Here is a 16419-nt window from a genome sequence, read left to right on the forward strand (position 1 = left end):
GCACGCAAGATTTTTTTGCGAATACGGTAAAAAAAATTAGGGACCTGCTCTCACAGGCCCCTTATCACCCGTCTGAACCGGGTGCAGTGTGGCAAGATCGCTGCACATGCGGGTTTGCGCAGAAATCAGGTCCACACAAGCGCTATTTGCCGCTGCGGTTCTGGCTCATTTGCCCCAGAATCTGCAGAGCTTCTTCGCCTTCCAGCAGTTTGGAAAATAGCTTGCGCTCGCGTTCCAGAACCTCCAGCAAAACTTCGCGCTGGGGTTCTCGTAGCAGACGCTTGCTGGTGCGTAAGGCAATGGGAGGCTGCTCGGACAATGCGTGAGCGCAGGCACGGGCGGCTTCCAGGCTATTGCCGTGGTCGGTCAGTTCAGTGAGCAGGCCGTCTTCCATGGCTTGCTCGGCACTGAAGGCTTGTGACAGCAGCAGCCATTCGTTGGCACGGCGTGGCCCCACGTACTGCGCCAGCAGGTGGCTGGAGGCGCCTTCCGGGCACAGGCCCAGTGCGGTGAAGGGCATGCGCAAACGCGCGTCACGGGCCGCGTACACAAAGTCCGCATGCAGCAGCAAGGTTACGCCAATACCCACCGCGTGACCTTCTACGGCCACGATCAGTGGGATGTCGGCCTGGACCAGACTGCGCAGGAATTTGATCGGTGGCGGCATGTCGCTATTGCGCACATTGGACAGCTCCGAGATGTCGTTGCCAGCACAGAAATGCTCGCCCGCGCCGGTCAGAATCAGGGCACGATATTTCTGGTTCTGATTGGCCTGGTCGATGATGTCGGCCAGCTCTTCGTACATGGGGCCAGTCAAGGCATTGCGTCGTTCCGGGCGGTCCAGAATGACTTCCAGCCAATGGCCTGCGTCATGAGTCCGTATCATGGCGTGCTCCTGTTCAGGCGAAGGGGGAGGCCAGCAGTGCTGCCCTGGCTTCCTGGTATTCGCGATGCAAACGGGCCACGATGTCGGCAGTAGATTTCACCGAGTCAATGCCACCAATGCCTTGACCAGCGCCCCAGATGTCGCGCCAGGCTTTGCTCATGCCCGAACCGAAGGCGGTGTCGGCATTTTTTTCGCTGTCCAGCTTGTCCGGGTCCAGGCCTGCAGCGCGGATGCTGTCCTTCAGGTAGTTGCCGGGGATGCCGGTAAACAGCGGGGTGTAGACGATATCGGCGGCACGACCCTTGACGATCATGTTCTTGTAATCGTCCGAGGCATTGGCTTCGGTACTGGCAATGAAGCGCGTGCCGATGTAGGCCATGTCGGCCCCCATGGCTTGGGCCGCCAGAATGTCGCGACCCCGGCTCATGGCGCCGGACAGGGCAATCGGGCCATCAAAAATCTGACGGATTTCGTTAACCAGCACAAAGGGGCTCAAGGTACCGGCGTGGCCGCCAGCACCTGCAGCCACCACGATCAGGCCATCCACACCCGCTTCCAGCGCTTTTTCAGCATGACGCAAGGTGGTCACGTCGTGGAAGACTTTGCCACCCCAGGCGTGCACATGCGGCACGATGTCTTGCGGGGCGCGCAGGCTGGTAATCACCAGTGGCACCTTGTGGTCGGCGCACACACGTAAATCCTGCTCCAGGCGGTCGTTGGATTGGTGGATGATGTGGTTGATGGCGTAGGGGGCGATGCGGCGCTCGGGATGGCGCTCGCGTAGTTCGGCCAGGGTGTCGTCGATTTCGTCCAGCCAATCCTTGAGCTTTTCCTGGGGGCGGGCGTTCAAGGCGGGGACGGAACCGATGATGCCGCTGGCGCATTGTGCAATCACCAGAGCGGGGTTCGAAACAATGAACATGGGCGCTGCCATTACAGGCAGGGTCATAGATTGATAAAGCTGCTGCGTTAATGCCGATGGCATAAGGTCGGTCTCCTGTTATCGAAAGAAGTGCCCTGCCTCTTGAAGGGGCGGGGTCCTGCAAGGAAGATCTGCCGCTGATAATCTATCGTCACCTATTCTAGGACGGTTTATCGTCGCCCGGCTTGGTGCGCTGCACAAATTCCTCCGGCCTCGAAAATGACCATGGTTTGAGCACTTTTTTCTGTCCGTAGGCCGGACTAAGAAGACGTAGTGCACAATAAGCGACTTGAAGGATTTTTGTTTGCTATGACCACGACTGAACGAAAAGCGCCCTTGGCGGGATTGCGTGTTCTGGACTTGACGCGCGTGCTGGCCGGGCCCTGGTGTACTCAAAACCTGGCTGATCTGGGTGCGGAAGTCATCAAGGTCGAACGTCCCGGTGCCGGGGACGACACCCGAGGCTGGGGGCCGCCGTATCTGCAGGATGGTCACAGGGCGGACACGGAAGATGCAGCCTATTTTGGGGCTGCCAACCGTAATAAAGAGTCCATCATCCTGGATATAGGCACTGCACAAGGTGCTGAGGTGGTGCGTCAGCTGGTCAGTCGCTGCGATATTCTGGTGGAAAACTTCAAGGTCGGTGGCCTGAAAAAGTACGGACTGGACTATGAAAGCCTGCAAGCCATCAACCCGGCCCTGATTTATTGTTCGATTACCGGATTTGGGCAGACTGGCCCCTATGCAAGTCGTCCAGGATATGACTTCATGATCCAGGGGCTGGGTGGTTTGATGTCCCTGACAGGTGAGCCAGGTGGTGAACCGCAAAAAGCGGGTGTGGCTGTGGCCGATGTCATGACAGGCATGTACGCCACCGTGGCTGTGCTGGCAGCCGTGGTGGAGCGCCACCGTAGTGGCTTGGGTCAGCATCTGGATATTGCTCTGCTGGATTGTCAGGTGGCCATGATGGCTAACCAGAACATGAATTACTTGTGTACCGGACAGGCGCCACAGCGCCCCGGCAATGCACATCAGAATTTGGTGCCCTATCAGGTCTTTGAGGCCAGTGACGGGCATTTGATTGTGGCGGTGGGCAACGATGCCCAGTTTCGCAGTTTTGCGCAGGAACTGGGTCACCCCGAGTGGGCGGATGATCCTCGTTTTGCGCGCAATGCCGGACGAGTCATGCACAGGGACGAGCTGGTGCCCATGCTGGCGCAGATCATGCGAAGCCGCAGGCGCGATAGCTGGTTGCAGACGCTGGAAGCTGTGGGTATTCCAGCCGGGCCCATCAATACGATGGAACAGGTTTATCAGGACCCGCAGGTGCTGGCGCGCGGCTTGCGCCTGGACTTGCCGACCGGGCAGGGTAGCAGCGTGCCTTCGGTAGCCAGTCCTTTACGTTTGTCGGCCACGCCGGTGCAGTATCGCAGTGCGCCCCCGCGTCTGGGAGAACACACCCGCGCGGTCCTGGCGCGAGTGCTGGAGCTATCGCCCGACAAGGTCGAGGCCTTGGTGTCCGGCTCCGCTGCACAGGCTTAATTTTTATTGCTTTTCGATCAGGTTGTGAATCATGAAACAGATACAAACCATCGCTATTGTTGGCGCAGGTGCTATGGGAAGGGGCATTGCCCAGATTGCTGCCCAGGCTGGCAAGCAGGTCTTGCTGTATGACCTGAATGCGGACTCGGTCAAGGCTGCTTTGGCGGATGTACACGCCGTCTGGAGTCGTTTGCAAGAAAAAGGCCGCATGACGGCGGAACAGGTGGACGCGGCCAAAGCGTGTCTGCAAACCGCCAGCGATCTGCAAGCTCTTGCCCCTGCCGATCTGGTTGTGGAAGCCATTGTGGAGCGCCTGGACGTTAAACAAGGCTTGCTGCAACAGCTGGAAGAGATTGTGTCGGCCGACTGTGTGCTGGCCTCCAATACCTCTTCGCTGTCCATTACTGCCATTGCCCAAGCCTGCCGTCACCCCGAGCGTGTGGCTGGCTATCACTTCTTCAACCCCGTGCCGCTGATGAAAGTGGTCGAGGTTATCGACGGTCTGCGCACCTCTCCGGAAGTGGGCGATGCCTTGATGCAGGTATCGCGTGACATGGGCCACACGCCTGTGCGCGCCAAGGATATGCCCGGCTTTATCGTGAACCACGCCGGTCGTGGCATGAACATCGAGGGCCTGAAAATCGCCCAGGAATGCGTGGCGCCTTTCTACCAGATCGACGCCATCATGCGCGAGCAGGCCGGTTTCCGCATGGGGCCCTTTGAACTGCTGGATCTGACCGCGCTGGATGTGTCCCATCCGGTCATGGAATCCATTTACCGTCAGTTCTACGACGAGCCGCGCTTCCGTCCTTCGCCCATTACTGCCGTGCGTCACGCCGGTAAATTGTTTGGTCGCAAGAACGGCGAAGGTTTCTACAAGTATGAAGATGGCAAGAAACAGGTTCCTCAAGAGCCTGCTGTTCCCGCTGTCACGACCTTTGCTCCTGTGTGGGTCTCGCCTTACCATGAGCAAGGTCAGGCGCGCGCGCTGCAATTGCTGAGCGAACTGGGCGTGAAAGTGGTGGAAGGCGACCAGCCACCGGCTGATGCGCTGATTCTGTTGACGCCGTACGGTGAAGACGTGGCGACTTTGGTGTCCTTGCATGGCCTGGACCCAGCTCGCACCGTCGCGCTGGATACCTTGTTCGGCTTGGAGAAAGGCCGCCGCCGCGTGCTGATGTGCTCGGCTGCGACCACACCAGAATGGCGCGATCAAGCCTGGGCCATGCTGGCCAGCGATGGTACGGCGGTTAGCGTGATCGAAGACTCTGCCGGTTTTGTGGCCCAGCGTTTGGTGGCTACCATCGTGAACATCGCCAGCGATATCGCTCAGCAGCAGATAGCGACCCCATCAGATATCGACGCCGCTGTGCGTCTGGGCCTGGGTTATCCGCACAATGGCCCGCTGTCCATGGGTGATGCCGTCGGCTCGCGTGATTTGCTGGATGTATTGAACACCTTGCAAGCTGTCACGGGCGATATGCGCTACCGCGCCAGCCCCTGGCTGCAACGCCGTGTCCAACTGGGTATGTCCTTGACGGCATTGGCTCAGTGCAAGGCGCAGTAAGGCCTGAGATTACTCTCTTGGACGCTTTATAGCGTGTTCTAGAGGTAGATCAGCCTACAAGCTTATGAGTCGGCCTGAGTCCGGGATGACACCGGACTCAGGCTTTTTTATTGGCAGCCTGAACCAGGTGCTCAATAAACAGATGCTTAGGCCGGGCTCAGGGCTCCAGGAGAGCAGACTATTACTTCTGTGTTTTGGTCGCGGGTATTTTCACCGAAGCCAGATCGGGATACAGCTCGATCAGTTCGGGCAGCAGCGCATCCTCGCTGAGCGGGATGATGAAAATCGTCTTGCCATCTACGCTGGCCAATGTGGGATAGCTAAGCTCAAAGGTCTTGCCGTCTTTCTTGAAAGTACGGTTGTAGATCAGCACGGCGTAGTCGCGGCCTGTGCTGGTTTTGCCGAACTGTGCAGTATCCACGTCGTAGTGGCCAGACAGAATCTGTACGGGCTGATGCTTATCCATAGAGCGGCCGACCCGGATCAGTTCGGCAACGGTCTCTGCATGGTCCTTGCCCATTGCCTTTGAAATTTTCTGAATCTTGCGCGGCGACTGAAATTGCAGAATTGTTTCCAGGTCTCTGGCCATGGTGGCTTGCAGCAGCGTGTACATAGCCTGCTCCAGGCTATCTCGATTCAGGATGCTGGTAGCCTGCGCTGTGCTCTGTGTGGCTGCCGTTGTCGACTCATTGGCGAAGGCCTGGGCCGAAGGCAAGATCAAAACAGCCAGGGCCGACAGGATGCCCGTAAAGGTCAGACGGGCAGCGGAAGTAATACGTGTCATGGTAAGTATCCGCAGCTGTTTGATAGCTGCAGGGTGCAGTGATCCGAGGGCTAGATTGTAGGGGGCAGCTTCTGCATCAGTCATCAGCAAACCGCTTCAGGCAATAAAAAAGCCCGATGAATATTCATCGGGCTTTTTGTATTCGCAGGCTCTGTACGGTGCCAGAGCCTTGTCGCAGTCTTACTTGGCGGCGTTAACCATGTGCTGGATGGCAGCACGGATTTCGTCGTCGGAGGCTTGAGAGCCACCGCGTGGAGGCATGGCGCCTACACCGTGAATGGCTTTTTGAACCATAGTGTCCATACCGGATTCGATATATGGCTTCCAGGCCGCTTGATCGCCAAACTTGGGCGCGCCAGCAACACCGGCTGCGTGACAGGCAAAACAGATGGTGTCGTACAGCTTGATACCGGCCGGGTCGACCTTGTTGTCATCCGCAGCAGCGGTTTGGCTTGCTTTGGGAGCTTCTGCAGCAGGAGCCTCTTCAGCAGGCTTGGTATCGGCAGCCGCAGTGGCTTCAGGCTTGGCGTCAGCTTCTTCACCTTCTGGTGCGGGAGCGTCGGGTTCCTTGAAGTCAGCGCCAGCGGCGTTAGCCATGTAAGCAACGGCACGAGCCACTTCGATGTCATCCAGCGAAGGGTTACCACCCTTGGCAGGCATGGCGCGGATACCGTGAATAGCGTTCTTGACCAACTCGTCCTGACCCAGCTTGATCAGCTCGCCCCAAGCGCCCTTGTCACCAAATTTAGGCGCACCGGCTACACCGGCGCCGTGACAGGCGGTACAGGTGGTTTCGTAAACTTGCTGACCAGTCTTCAGCTCTTTGACGGCATTGGCGTCAACCAGTTTGAAACCGGCAACAGGCTGAATGCGGGCTGCAATGGCTTCAGGGGAAAGGGCGGCGGAGCCAGCACCTGCACCCATGGTGGAGGTAACCAGGCTGACCAGCATGACAATAATCGCGATGGGCACCAAGAAAGCCAGAGCCACGGTCACAAGCAATTGTTTAGGGGTTTTGATCATGGCTGAGTGACCCTCGTTGTGTTCTTCGGGTTTTTGTTCCGTGTTGCTCATTATCGGATCCTGCGAGTTCGTACAAGAAATGACGGGAGGGCCTTTAAAGGCCACCAATAAAGGCTTGCGCCTACCTAATGGGTGTGCGCAAGGACGTGTCTACCAAGCCACCGACCCAGATCGCGCAACCATGGATTATAGCGGAGTGTGTCGCTCTTGTATCTGACTCTTGATTTAGCGCACTCATAATTGCCGGATAGATGCTGAAAAAAACTCCAAACTCGCGCTACAATAGCGAGCTTGGCGTCCGTAGTTCAATGGATAGAATTAGGGTTTCCGAAGCCCTCGATACAGGTTCGATTCCTGTCGGACGCGCCAGAACTTCTTGTTTATACGGCTCTTTAGGGCTGCTTTTCAAGATCTGGTTTGAATTTCCAGTTATAAAGTGTCGCGATGCAAGCAGCCAAAGGCTGCTTTTTTTGTGTCTGTTGTTTGTCAAAACACGGCCTCATGCGCGGCTCAGGTGAAGTGGGCTAATTATTGATCCTGATCATTTGGCCTGGGACGAAATTGCGTATTTGCCTGCGTTGACAGGCGAGCTTGCGCTTGGGAGTTTGGTCGGGACGACGATCAGGCGTATAGGCGATGTCTGGACAGGCAGTGCCTGGAGTCTTGAACTTGTGGCCGTCGCTACAACCAGATGTGCTGCCATCGCAGTCTATGCAAGACAAAAGGGGCCGAAGCCCCTTTTGCTTTTTCCTGAGCAGCTTTCTGGTTTTTAAATAGCTTCGGCACAAATCACATAGTCGTGGCCATGACGCAGACCACCCAAGGTCTGGCTCAAGGCCAGAGCTTGCTTGCGCAAGGCTTGGACATGCTCGGACAAGGCCATGGCCAGGTTGCGGTCCTTCAGACGGCGCAAGCGCCCGTCACACATATCCAGTTGACCGTGGATAAAGCTGTCGCCGTAACGAATGCCAAAGCGCTGCGCATCCACACAGCGATAGCCGGACTGTCGCAGGTGGCGCAGGACCCAGTCCATCGGGTACTCGCGATACGGGCGCTCGCCTGCCAGCAGCAGGCAGGCATCGCGCAAACGGCCTATTTCCACAATCAATTTGCCCGCCGGGTCCGTGCTGCTATAGGGCACGTAGGGCTCCAGACCAATAATGTAGAGACGCTGGCCGGTAAGCGGCCGCAGGCGGCTGAACAACTGGTCCTGGGTGTAGGGGGCAAAGCCGTCTATGGCACCTAGTAGATAGTCCGCCAGAACCGTATCAAAGCGCTCGCCCTGCAAAAATTCAGGGTCACTCCAGTTGCCCACCAGCAGACGGTCCTCGGGGCGTTTTTGATCGCCCAGCTCACGGGTGACTTGTTCAGCCATGCTGGGAGAGGCGGTAATGGCCGTCCAGCGTTCTGTGTCCAGCGTCAGCAACCAGCGCAGCGAACCCTTGCCGGTGCCCGCATCCAGAAAGTTGCCCCAAGGGCGCTCGCCCTGCATGTCGGCCACGATCTGGTAGAGGCGGCTACCCGTGTGTATGGCGGTCTTGCTCAAAATTCCACCTGTATCCCGGCCAGGATGTTGCGTCCCATCAGCGGGGCCTGACGGGCAATAAAGGAGGTATGGCGGTAAGCCAACTTGTTCAGCAAGTTATTTCCTCTCAGGTACAGGGTGTAGGTGTTCTGATCCATATGCAGGCGGTAGCTTAAACCCATGCTGAGCAAACCGTAAGACGGCGAACGCTCTTCATGTTCAGCCAGTCGGTCCTGGGCAAAGGTGTGGGTGTAGCCGACAAAGCCGGACCAGTTCTGCCAGTTCAGATCCGTGCGAATACCCAGGCGGGCAGCGGGCATGCGGGGCAGGTTGCGGCCAGGATCTTGCAGTTTACCGCGCACCAGATCGCCGTACACGCTGACCGAGGCCCAGGATGTGACGGGGTAAGAGGCTTCTGCTTCCAGGCCCCAGAATTGAGCCTTGTCCTGGCTGTATTGGATCAGCTGAAAGTCTTCGTGACGGTCCAGGCTGCGGCCATAAATGTAGTTCGAGCTACGGGTGTAGAAGGTACGTAGATCAAAGCGCAGATCGCCCAGGTGTTTTTGTAGCCCCAGGTCCACCGTATGGCTGGTCTCACGATCCAGGTTCGGATCGCCACGCTCATAGCTCAGCGTGGCAAAGTGCACGCCTTTGGCAAACAGTTCCTGAGCCGTGGGCAGACGCTGAGAGCGGGACACGGACAGGCTGGCGGCGTATTCGGGTGCGAAGTCCCAGACCGTACCTAAAGAGAAGGAGGTCGCCGTGCCTTTGCGGCGTTCCAGCGTTTGCGAGTCGGGCGTGACGGTTTGCCATTCCTGACGTGCGCCCAGTTCCAGACGCCAGTCGTCCCAGTTCACGCTTTCCAGAAGGAACAGGCCCTGGCTGCGAGTACGGGTGGGCGGAATGAAGTTTTCAGCACCGTCGCGGGACGCAAAATCAGACTGGCTGGTTTGCAGGCCGATGACCCCTTCAAACGGCCCCCAAGGGTTGTGTTCCAGCTCCAGGCGCGTGTCGTAACCGCGATTGGTGAAGCGGGTGCCATCAATATCGCCATCTTTTTCAACGTGCTGGTAGTTGGTCGCACCAGCGCGCAGGCGAGCCCGTTTGAAGCCGGGCAGAGGGTCACGCAGTTCGCCACGGATATCGAAACGCTGAGTACGCAGGTGAGCGGTGGCCGAGTGTTCGTGATCATGTTCGTGGCTGTGGCCATGATCGTGGTCATGGCCGTGATCGTGACTGTGGCCGCCGCAATGCAGAGTGGCACCGTGCGGGTGGCAGTCCTCGTATTCGTGGCTGTGACCGGGCAGACCGTAGCTGCCTTCACGGTAGGAGTAGGCCGCGCCTATATAGCCACGGTCCCCAATAAAGGAGAGGCCAACGCTGCCTGTGTCCGTGCTGGAGTCGGAGTCCTTGACGCGTCCATCGGTCCAGTTGGGGACGCGATAGTCGCGGCTACGGTGCGAGGCACCTTCTACGTGCAAGGCGATATTGCCTTCGCCGGCTGTCATCTCGACTGCGCCGATTCTGCCACGATCAGCCGTGGAGCCCTGGGCACGTACCGAGCCTTCAAAACCTTTTTCGGGGATGGCTGTGGGGATTTTGCGATCCAGCACGTTGACCACGCCACCAATAGCACCGCCTCCGTAAAGCAGGGCCGATGGGCCGCGCAGCACCTCGATGCGGTCCGCTTGCCAGGTATCGACCGTGATGGTGTGGTCGGGCGAGATGGCCGACGCGTCCATGACCTCTGCGCCATCGCTCAGAACTTTGACGCGGGGTGCAGTTTGGCCGCGAATGACGGGGCGGCTGGCACCGCTACCAAAGCTGTCTACATGGATGCCGACTTCACCGTCCAGCAATTCACCCAAGGTGCTGCTGCGGCGCAAATCCAGTTTGGGGCCTTGCAGGACCGTGCTGGCGGTGGCCAGCTCGGTTTGTCGCAAGGCCAGGGGGCTGGCAGAGATTCGGATAGGGGCCAGTTCAGGGACAGCTTCTTCAATTTCATTGGCTTGGGCAGAGGCGCACAAAAGCAGCGCCAGGGCTAGTGGCAGGGGGCGGGGTTGGAAACGCATCTCATCTTCCGGTTTGTTAATTTTCGAGATGTTATAACATAACAATAATTTTCTGGTTTAGTAAAAAAACTATGTCAGCTCCAGGGGTCTTGACCACGCTGGCACAGCGGCCTGCCCATCAAAAAATTGAGAATCTTGAAATAGACGCCTGAAAATCGTCTGTCTGTTTTGGTGTTTCGGAGTAAAAAACCGACATGCTATTTGATCTTCCCGACTTCCAGACCCTGTACACAGCCTTGCTGACCCGAGATGAACGCTATGACGGTCAAGCCTTCGTCTGCGTGTCTTCCACGGGGGTGTTTTGTCGTCTGACTTGTCCGGCCAGAAAGCCCAAGGCCGAAAATTGCATCTTTCATGCCACTATTGGCGAATGCATCCAGGCCGGTTTTCGACCTTGCAAGCGATGCCATCCGCTGCAAGCTGCGGCTTTGGAAGACCCCACAATCACCGCTTTGCTGCGAGAGCTGGACGCCAAGCCGGGCCTGAGATGGTCGGAAGGACATCTGGAGCGTATGGGTTATGACCTGTCTACGGTGCGCCGCAGCTTCAAACGGCACTTTGGCATGACCTTTCTGGAAATGGCCAGGCAGCGTCGTCTGCGCGAGGGTTTCGAGACTTTGGCTACGGGTGGCAATGTGATTGCCGCGCAGCATCAAGCCAGCTTTGAGTCTGCCAGTGCGTTTCGGGCTGCCTTTGCCCGCTTGCTCGGCTGTGCGCCTGCTGCCTTGCGGACGGGTGGCTTGCTTCGGGCTAGCTGGATACCCACGCCTTTGGGAGACATGGTTGTGGTCAGTAGCCAAAGCCATTTGCATCTGCTGGAGTTCGTAGATCGAAAAGGCTTGCCCGTTGAACTCAAACGTTTGCAGGCTTCGATCAAGGATGGCATTGGTATTGGCGTGATGCCGCCTTCAGAGCAGGCGGCTGCCGAGTTGGCGGATTATTTTGCCGCACGATCGGATTGCTTTAAGACGCCCCTGGCTTTGACCAGTGGCAGTGCCTTTACGCAAGAGGTCTGGCGCATATTGCAAAGCATCCCGGCTGGAGAAACACGCAGCTATTCCGATATTGCTCGCCAGATAGGGCGGCCAAGTGCTGTGCGTGCGGTGGCGCGGGCGAATGGGGCGAATCAGATTGCCTTGATGATTCCGTGCCATCGTGTGATCGGCGCTGATGGTTCCTTGACCGGCTATGGGGGCGGACTGTGGCGTAAACAGCGTTTGATCGAGATTGAGCGGGAACTCAAGAGAGTAAAGCAGTAACAGCCCAACAGAGCAGAGGCAGGAATGGGGTGTTCAGATCAAACAGGCTGTTCTTGTGTGTTGGTACAGGATGCCAAGCCAGGATCCATAAATAACAAAGGCCCAATGAACAAGCCCCAAAAATCCGGATTTTATCCAGATGTTTGGGGAGGCTCAGAACAGCGGGTTGCTTAAGCTACGTTAGCTGTTTTCCAGTTCAGGCGGAATCAGATTGCGTTCGTAGCGATGGACGTAGTCCTCAAAGGACTCCTGATCCTGTGCTTCGATATCAATCTGGGCTTGCAGAGACTCTTTGGCCTGTTGCTCGAAAGCGGCTTGCTTGTCGGCAGGTAATGGATGGGCCAGCAAGGTCTGGTGATGCTCGCGGCTGCGTTGCAAGGCGTAGTCGTGAAAGCTCAAACCGGTTTCGCGCAAACGGCTCAGCAGTTGAGCCGACGGAGTCAGCTCCGGATTCTCCAGCTTGCGGATTTGGGCTTGCACGGCTTCGGTGTGACCTTGGGTATCCAGGGCCTGATCCAGCATTTGCGCGTAAGGCAGCAGCGATTCCAGAATTTCGTGGCCCCAGTCTTGCAGGCTGACGCTCTCTTTTTGCTGATTGGTCAGCATCAAGCCGGGGCGACGGCCTTCGCGCACGACGGTTGCAAAATTGTTCTTGCTGTCCTGACAGTAGCCGCCGTCCGGGAAGAAGGGGCTGTCTTGCACGGCACAGAACAGCAGGAACGTATCCAGGAAGCGGCAGGTTTGCTCGGAAATTCCAGTAGGCGATTCAGGGTCTATATCCAGACAACGAACTTCGATGTATTCCACACCGCGCTGGGCCAGGGCTGTAGCCGGGCGCTCGCTGCGCTGGGTGGTGCGCTTGGGACGAATGCTGGAGTAGTACTCGTTTTCAATCTGCAGAATATGGGTGTTGAGCTGAATCCACTCGCCATCGCGGTGGGTACCCAGTTTTTCGTAATCCGGCCAAGGAGTTACGGCAGCGTGATACATGCGCATCACAAAGGTGTCCAGGTCGTTGTAGCAAAGCTGGAGCTCGGCCTGGGCTTCCTTGTTGTGATAGCCCAGATCGCTCATGCGCAAGCTGGTTGCCCAGGGCATGGTCAAGGTGTCCTCGTCGATCTTGTCCAGATTGTTGCGGCGACCTTGCAGGAAGTTCGCATCCAGCACGGGCGAGGCACCAAACAAGTACATCAGTAGCCAGGAATAGCGCGTGAAGTTGCGGATCAACGCCAAATACCCATTGGAGCGCTGATCTTGCAGATTGTCGCCACAGACATTCAACAAGGGCCAGATGCCATCAGGCAGGGAAAAGTTGTAATGCACGCCGGCTATGCATTGCATGGGCTTGCCATAACGTTCGGCCAGGCCACGGCGGTATACATGCTTGAGCATGCCCGTGTTGGACTTGCCGTACCAGGCAATGGCAATGTCTTTTTCGGCGGGCAGCAATGCGGGCATGGACTGGTTCCAGATAATCTCCTGGTCCAGCTTGCCGGCCACAAAGGTGTGGATGTCGGTCAGCTCCTGCAGCACGTCCTCGACCCGGGCTTGCGGCTCGGTAATCAGCTCCAGCAGGGCCTCGGCGTAGTCGGTCGTGATATGGCCGTTGGTCAGGGCCGACCCAATGGCTTGCGGGTGGGGGGTGTTTGCCAATTGGCCCAGCGCATCGACGCGCAGTCCTTCTTTTTCGATGCCGCGCAAGATTCCCGTCAAAATCTCGGGATTCTGTTGCAGGGCAAGGCGGCGTTCGTGGCTGGTGTTCATGGTGGTGTTTCCCACTTTCGAAATCGGGTGCAAGATACGGGACTGTTCAAGGGGGCCTGGCCCCGTCTATAAATAGTAGTCCGACCAGACTTGCTTTGTTAAGTTGCGCCAAAAGGCGTATCGGGCAGGGCGAGTATAAGACGGCTGTTTAGCCAGCCGATGAAAAGCATGAAACGGGATATGGGATTAGCACCATGATGATCAGGCGCATTACCGCGGTACTGGCGGCTTTCTTGATGTTGGCAGCCTGCAGCCCAGAGTTTAACTGGCGCAAGGTTCAGCTTGAACAAACGGGCCTGTCGGCCATGCTGCCCGGCAAGCCCACGACCAGTCACCGACTGTTGGATTTCGAGCAGCATCAACTGGATTTTTACCTGACTACCGCCACGGCGGGCGGGCAAAGCTACACCGTGGGCCATGTGATTTTGCCCAAGGAACTGCAGCAGGACCAGGCCGCTCGCCAACGCTTGTACGAGGCACTGCACGATTCCCTGCGCGAGAAATTCATACCCGATGGGCAAGTCAGCGAGAAAAACCAGATACAGTTGCCACCACCCGGACAGATTTTCTTCATGACGCGCGATGTGGGCGGTGTGGCCTTGCGCCTGGAAGCGATGATACGCATGGAGCCGGGCTGGCTGGTGCAGGGCTTTGTTATGACGGATTCCGGGAAGGCCCCGGACGCGGCTCAGGCAAAGGTTTTCTTTGACGGCTTAGCTCGCTAGCCGGGTCGCCGCTGATCAGGTGCTGCTGCAAGGCCAGGGTAATGGCAGCTTGGCGGCTATAGACTCCAAGCTTGGCGTAGGCGTTCTGGAAGTGGAAGTTGATCGTGCGTTCAGTAATGCCCAGGATGATGCTGATTTCCCAGCTGGTCTTGCCATGGGCAGCCCAGTTCAGGCAGGACTGCTCGCGTGAAGTTAAGTGCGTCACGGTAAAGCCATTCCTCATGCATTCGTGGTAGACGTCGGGCCAATGTACTCAAATTTAGCTTAGCCGGCAGACAAATGTGCATGAAAATAATGATGTAAATCAAAGCATTGTCTTTTCTATGACGTTACCGTTGCCCAGAGTTCTGAATCGATCCTGGCTGGTCGATTTGGACGCCGCGCCGCAGCGATGCTAGAATTTTGTCTTATACGTTTTGCGCCGATTTGCCTGATCCGCTTGCGGGCGCTCCATAAATCCAGCTAAAGAGGTCCTGATGGCCACTGATTCCGTCCCTAGCGCCGACACTGGCGCCCTTAGCCCATCCTGCGGTTTGATCCCCGAAGGTTCTGTGGGCCCTGTACATGCCGAACTAATTGCCTTTGACGAACCCCTGCATCTGCGCAGCGGGCAAGTGCTGCCCAGCTACGAGCTGGCGGTCGAAACCTACGGTACCCTGAACGAAGAACGCAACAATGCGGTATTGGTGTGTCATGCACTCAATGCCTCGCATCACGTTGCCGGTTATTACGACGACGATCCTAAAAGCACTGGCTGGTGGGACAATATGGTCGGCCCCGGCAAAGCCGTTGATACGGATCGTTTTTTTGTCATCGGGGTCAACAATATCGGCTCCTGCTTTGGCTCTACCGGCCCGTCCAGCATCAATCCGGCCACTGGCAAACCTTGGGGCTCCGAGTTTCCCGTTTTGACGGTAGAAGACTGGGTGCGTGCCCAAGCCCGTCTGGCCGACTACTTTGGCATTCGCAAGTTTGCGGCCGTTATGGGTGGCTCCCTGGGTGGCATGCAGGCCCTGAGCTGGGCCATCAGCTGCCCGGAGCGCGTGGAAAATTGCGTGGTCATTGCCAGTACCCCGCGCCTGTCGGCCCAGAACATCGCTTTTAACGAAGTGGCCCGCAGCGCCATTTTGTCCGACCCGCAGTTTCACGGTGGTAATTACTACGAACATGGGGTGGTGCCCAAGGCTGGCCTGGGTGTTGCTCGCATGGTAGGCCACATCACCTACCTGTCCGACACCGTCATGGCCGAGAAGTTTGGCCGCAACCAGCGTGCCCCAGCCCAGGGCGGTGAGTACCACTACAACTACGGCGTGGAATTCGAGGTCGAGTCCTATCTGCGTTATCAGGGCGAGAAGTTCTCGCGTTACTTTGACGCCAATACCTATCTGATCATCACCCGTGCGCTGGATTACTTTGATCCTTCGCGCCAGCACCAGGGGGACCTGGTCAAGGCGCTTGAAAAGGTGCAGGCCAAATTCCTGCTGGTGTCTTTCACCACGGATTGGCGTTTCTCGCCCGAGCGCTCGCGCGAAATCGTGCAGGCTTTGTTGCGCAACCAGCGTGAGGTCACTTACGCCGAAATTGATGCTCCGCACGGACACGATGCTTTCCTGCTTGAGGACCCTCGTTATCATGCCGTTGTGCAGGGATACTATGACCAGATTGCCGCTAATTTGGGCTTGCCTGCGCGCACCCGTACTACAGGGGTGCTGGCAGAATGACTAAGCCGCAAACTCAGGTGGATGCCGCCATGTTAAGACCGGACTTGCTGCGCATTGCGCAGTGGATTGAGCCAGGTTCGCGTGTGCTGGATCTGGGCTGTAACGATGGCACCTTGTTGGCGCATCTGCGTGACACGCGCCAGGTTGTCGGAACGGGGGTGGAGCTGAACGACCAGTTTGTGATTGCTTCGGTACGCCGTGGCGTCAATGTCATTCAGCAGGACTTGGAAAAAGGCCTGGCGCTGTTCAGCGACCAGCAGTTCGATACCGTTGTCCTGTCCAAGACACTGCAATCCATGCACCATACCGAGCACATCCTGCGCGAGATGGCGCGGGTGGCGCGGTATGGTATCGTCTCGTTTCCTAACTTCGGTTATTGGCCGCATGGCTGGAGCATTTTGCGCGGGCGCATGCCAGTCACGGGCGAAATGCCTTACCAGTGGTACAACACGCCCAACATCCATTTGTGCACCATGAAAGACTTTCAGGATCTGGCCCAGGCGGTGGGCGTACGTATTCTTGATCGTGCTGCCTTCAATGGTCGCGACACGGTGCGTTTCTTGCCGGGCTGGCGCAGTACCCTGGCCATGTATCGTTTCGAGTCCCCCCATTTTCTTGCTGCTTAGCGC

At 57.4% G+C, this 16419-nt stretch carries 14 protein-coding genes, 1 tRNA gene and 1 riboswitch; of the genes, 7 read left to right on the forward strand and 8 right to left on the reverse strand.

Annotated features, from left to right (window positions below; all coding sequences use genetic code 11):
- Positions 1-142: 142 nt before the first annotated feature.
- Together KOE80_RS16100 and KOE80_RS16105 are read right to left on the reverse strand one after the other, a co-directional pair.
- Positions 143-886 (reverse strand): enoyl-CoA hydratase/isomerase family protein, encoded by a 744-nt coding sequence (locus KOE80_RS16100; RefSeq protein WP_083054302.1) that lies wholly within the window; start codon positions 884-886, stop codon positions 143-145.
- A 13-nt stretch (positions 887-899) separates the two neighbouring features.
- Positions 900-1871 (reverse strand): NAD(P)H-dependent flavin oxidoreductase, encoded by a 972-nt coding sequence (locus tag KOE80_RS16105; protein ID WP_226349505.1) that lies wholly within the window; start codon positions 1869-1871, stop codon positions 900-902.
- Positions 1872-2117: 246 nt separating this feature from the next.
- Here KOE80_RS16105 and KOE80_RS16110 point away from each other — a divergent pair, with 246 nt between their 5' ends.
- Positions 2118-3350: a CaiB/BaiF CoA transferase family protein gene (locus tag KOE80_RS16110; RefSeq protein ID WP_226349506.1), complete on the forward strand. Its 1233-nt coding sequence runs from the start codon at positions 2118-2120 to the stop codon at positions 3348-3350.
- A 31-nt stretch (positions 3351-3381) separates the two neighbouring features.
- Entirely contained in the window at positions 3382-4917 is a 1536-nt protein-coding gene (locus tag KOE80_RS16115; protein WP_226349507.1) for a 3-hydroxyacyl-CoA dehydrogenase, read from the forward strand.
- A 181-nt stretch (positions 4918-5098) separates the two neighbouring features.
- On the opposite strand, the gene KOE80_RS16120 is transcribed toward KOE80_RS16115, so the two are convergent.
- Positions 5099-5701: a hypothetical protein gene (locus KOE80_RS16120; protein ID WP_226349508.1), complete on the reverse strand. Its 603-nt coding sequence runs from the start codon at positions 5699-5701 to the stop codon at positions 5099-5101.
- A gap of 180 nt (positions 5702-5881) precedes the next feature.
- Positions 5882-6775, reverse strand: coding sequence for a c-type cytochrome (locus KOE80_RS16125; protein ID WP_203145166.1), 894 nt, complete (start codon positions 6773-6775; stop codon positions 5882-5884).
- Between the two features lie 243 nt (positions 6776-7018).
- Here KOE80_RS16125 and KOE80_RS16130 point away from each other — a divergent pair.
- Positions 7019-7093 (forward strand) — tRNA-Arg (locus KOE80_RS16130).
- Between the two features lie 400 nt (positions 7094-7493).
- On the opposite strand, the gene KOE80_RS16135 is transcribed toward KOE80_RS16130, so the two are convergent.
- Entirely contained in the window at positions 7494-8270 is a 777-nt protein-coding gene (locus KOE80_RS16135; RefSeq protein WP_137430799.1) for a class I SAM-dependent methyltransferase, read from the reverse strand.
- Positions 8267-10321, reverse strand: coding sequence for a TonB-dependent receptor domain-containing protein (locus KOE80_RS16140; RefSeq protein WP_115635283.1), 2055 nt, complete (start codon positions 10319-10321; stop codon positions 8267-8269). The genes KOE80_RS16135 and KOE80_RS16140 overlap by 4 nt, the downstream gene beginning before the upstream one ends.
- 194 nt (positions 10322-10515) lie before the next feature.
- On the opposite strand from KOE80_RS16140, the gene KOE80_RS20480 reads away from it, so the two are divergent.
- Positions 10516-11580 (forward strand): bifunctional transcriptional activator/DNA repair enzyme AdaA, encoded by a 1065-nt coding sequence (locus tag KOE80_RS20480; protein ID WP_083054285.1) that lies wholly within the window; start codon positions 10516-10518, stop codon positions 11578-11580.
- Positions 11581-11760: 180 nt separating this feature from the next.
- Here KOE80_RS20480 and gshA read toward each other — a convergent pair whose 3' ends face one another.
- Positions 11761-13344 carry a glutamate--cysteine ligase gene (gshA, locus tag KOE80_RS16155; RefSeq protein WP_226349509.1) on the reverse strand — a complete coding sequence of 528 codons (1584 nt, stop codon included), beginning with the start codon at positions 13342-13344 and terminating at the stop codon, positions 11761-11763.
- Positions 13345-13538: 194 nt separating this feature from the next.
- Between gshA and KOE80_RS16160 the strand changes: the two genes are divergently transcribed.
- A complete protein-coding gene (locus KOE80_RS16160) occupies positions 13539-14069 on the forward strand; it encodes a hypothetical protein (protein WP_009462668.1) in 531 nt (176 codons plus the stop codon).
- Here KOE80_RS16160 and KOE80_RS20380 read toward each other — a convergent pair.
- On the reverse strand, positions 13999-14274 hold the full coding sequence (locus KOE80_RS20380) for a response regulator transcription factor (protein WP_009462666.1): 276 nt from the start codon (positions 14272-14274) through the stop codon (positions 13999-14001). The genes KOE80_RS16160 and KOE80_RS20380 overlap by 71 nt on opposite strands.
- A gap of 203 nt (positions 14275-14477) precedes the next feature.
- Positions 14478-14556, forward strand: a riboswitch (SAM riboswitch).
- On the opposite strand from KOE80_RS20380, the gene metX reads away from it, so the two are divergent.
- Together metX and metW are read left to right on the forward strand one after the other, a co-directional pair.
- On the forward strand, positions 14546-15790 hold the full coding sequence (gene metX / locus KOE80_RS16170) for a homoserine O-succinyltransferase MetX (protein ID WP_035269235.1): 1245 nt from the start codon (positions 14546-14548) through the stop codon (positions 15788-15790). Its footprint overlaps the riboswitch before it by 11 nt.
- Positions 15787-16416, forward strand: a complete 630-nt coding sequence (gene metW / locus KOE80_RS16175) for a methionine biosynthesis protein MetW (RefSeq protein WP_009462662.1) — start codon at positions 15787-15789, stop codon at positions 16414-16416. The genes metX and metW overlap by 4 nt, the downstream gene beginning before the upstream one ends.
- Positions 16417-16419 lie beyond the last annotated feature (3 nt).

The organism is Alcaligenes sp. 13f, assembly GCF_020496585.1.
GTDB classification, from domain to species: Bacteria; Pseudomonadota; Gammaproteobacteria; order Burkholderiales; family Burkholderiaceae_B; genus Alcaligenes; species Alcaligenes phenolicus.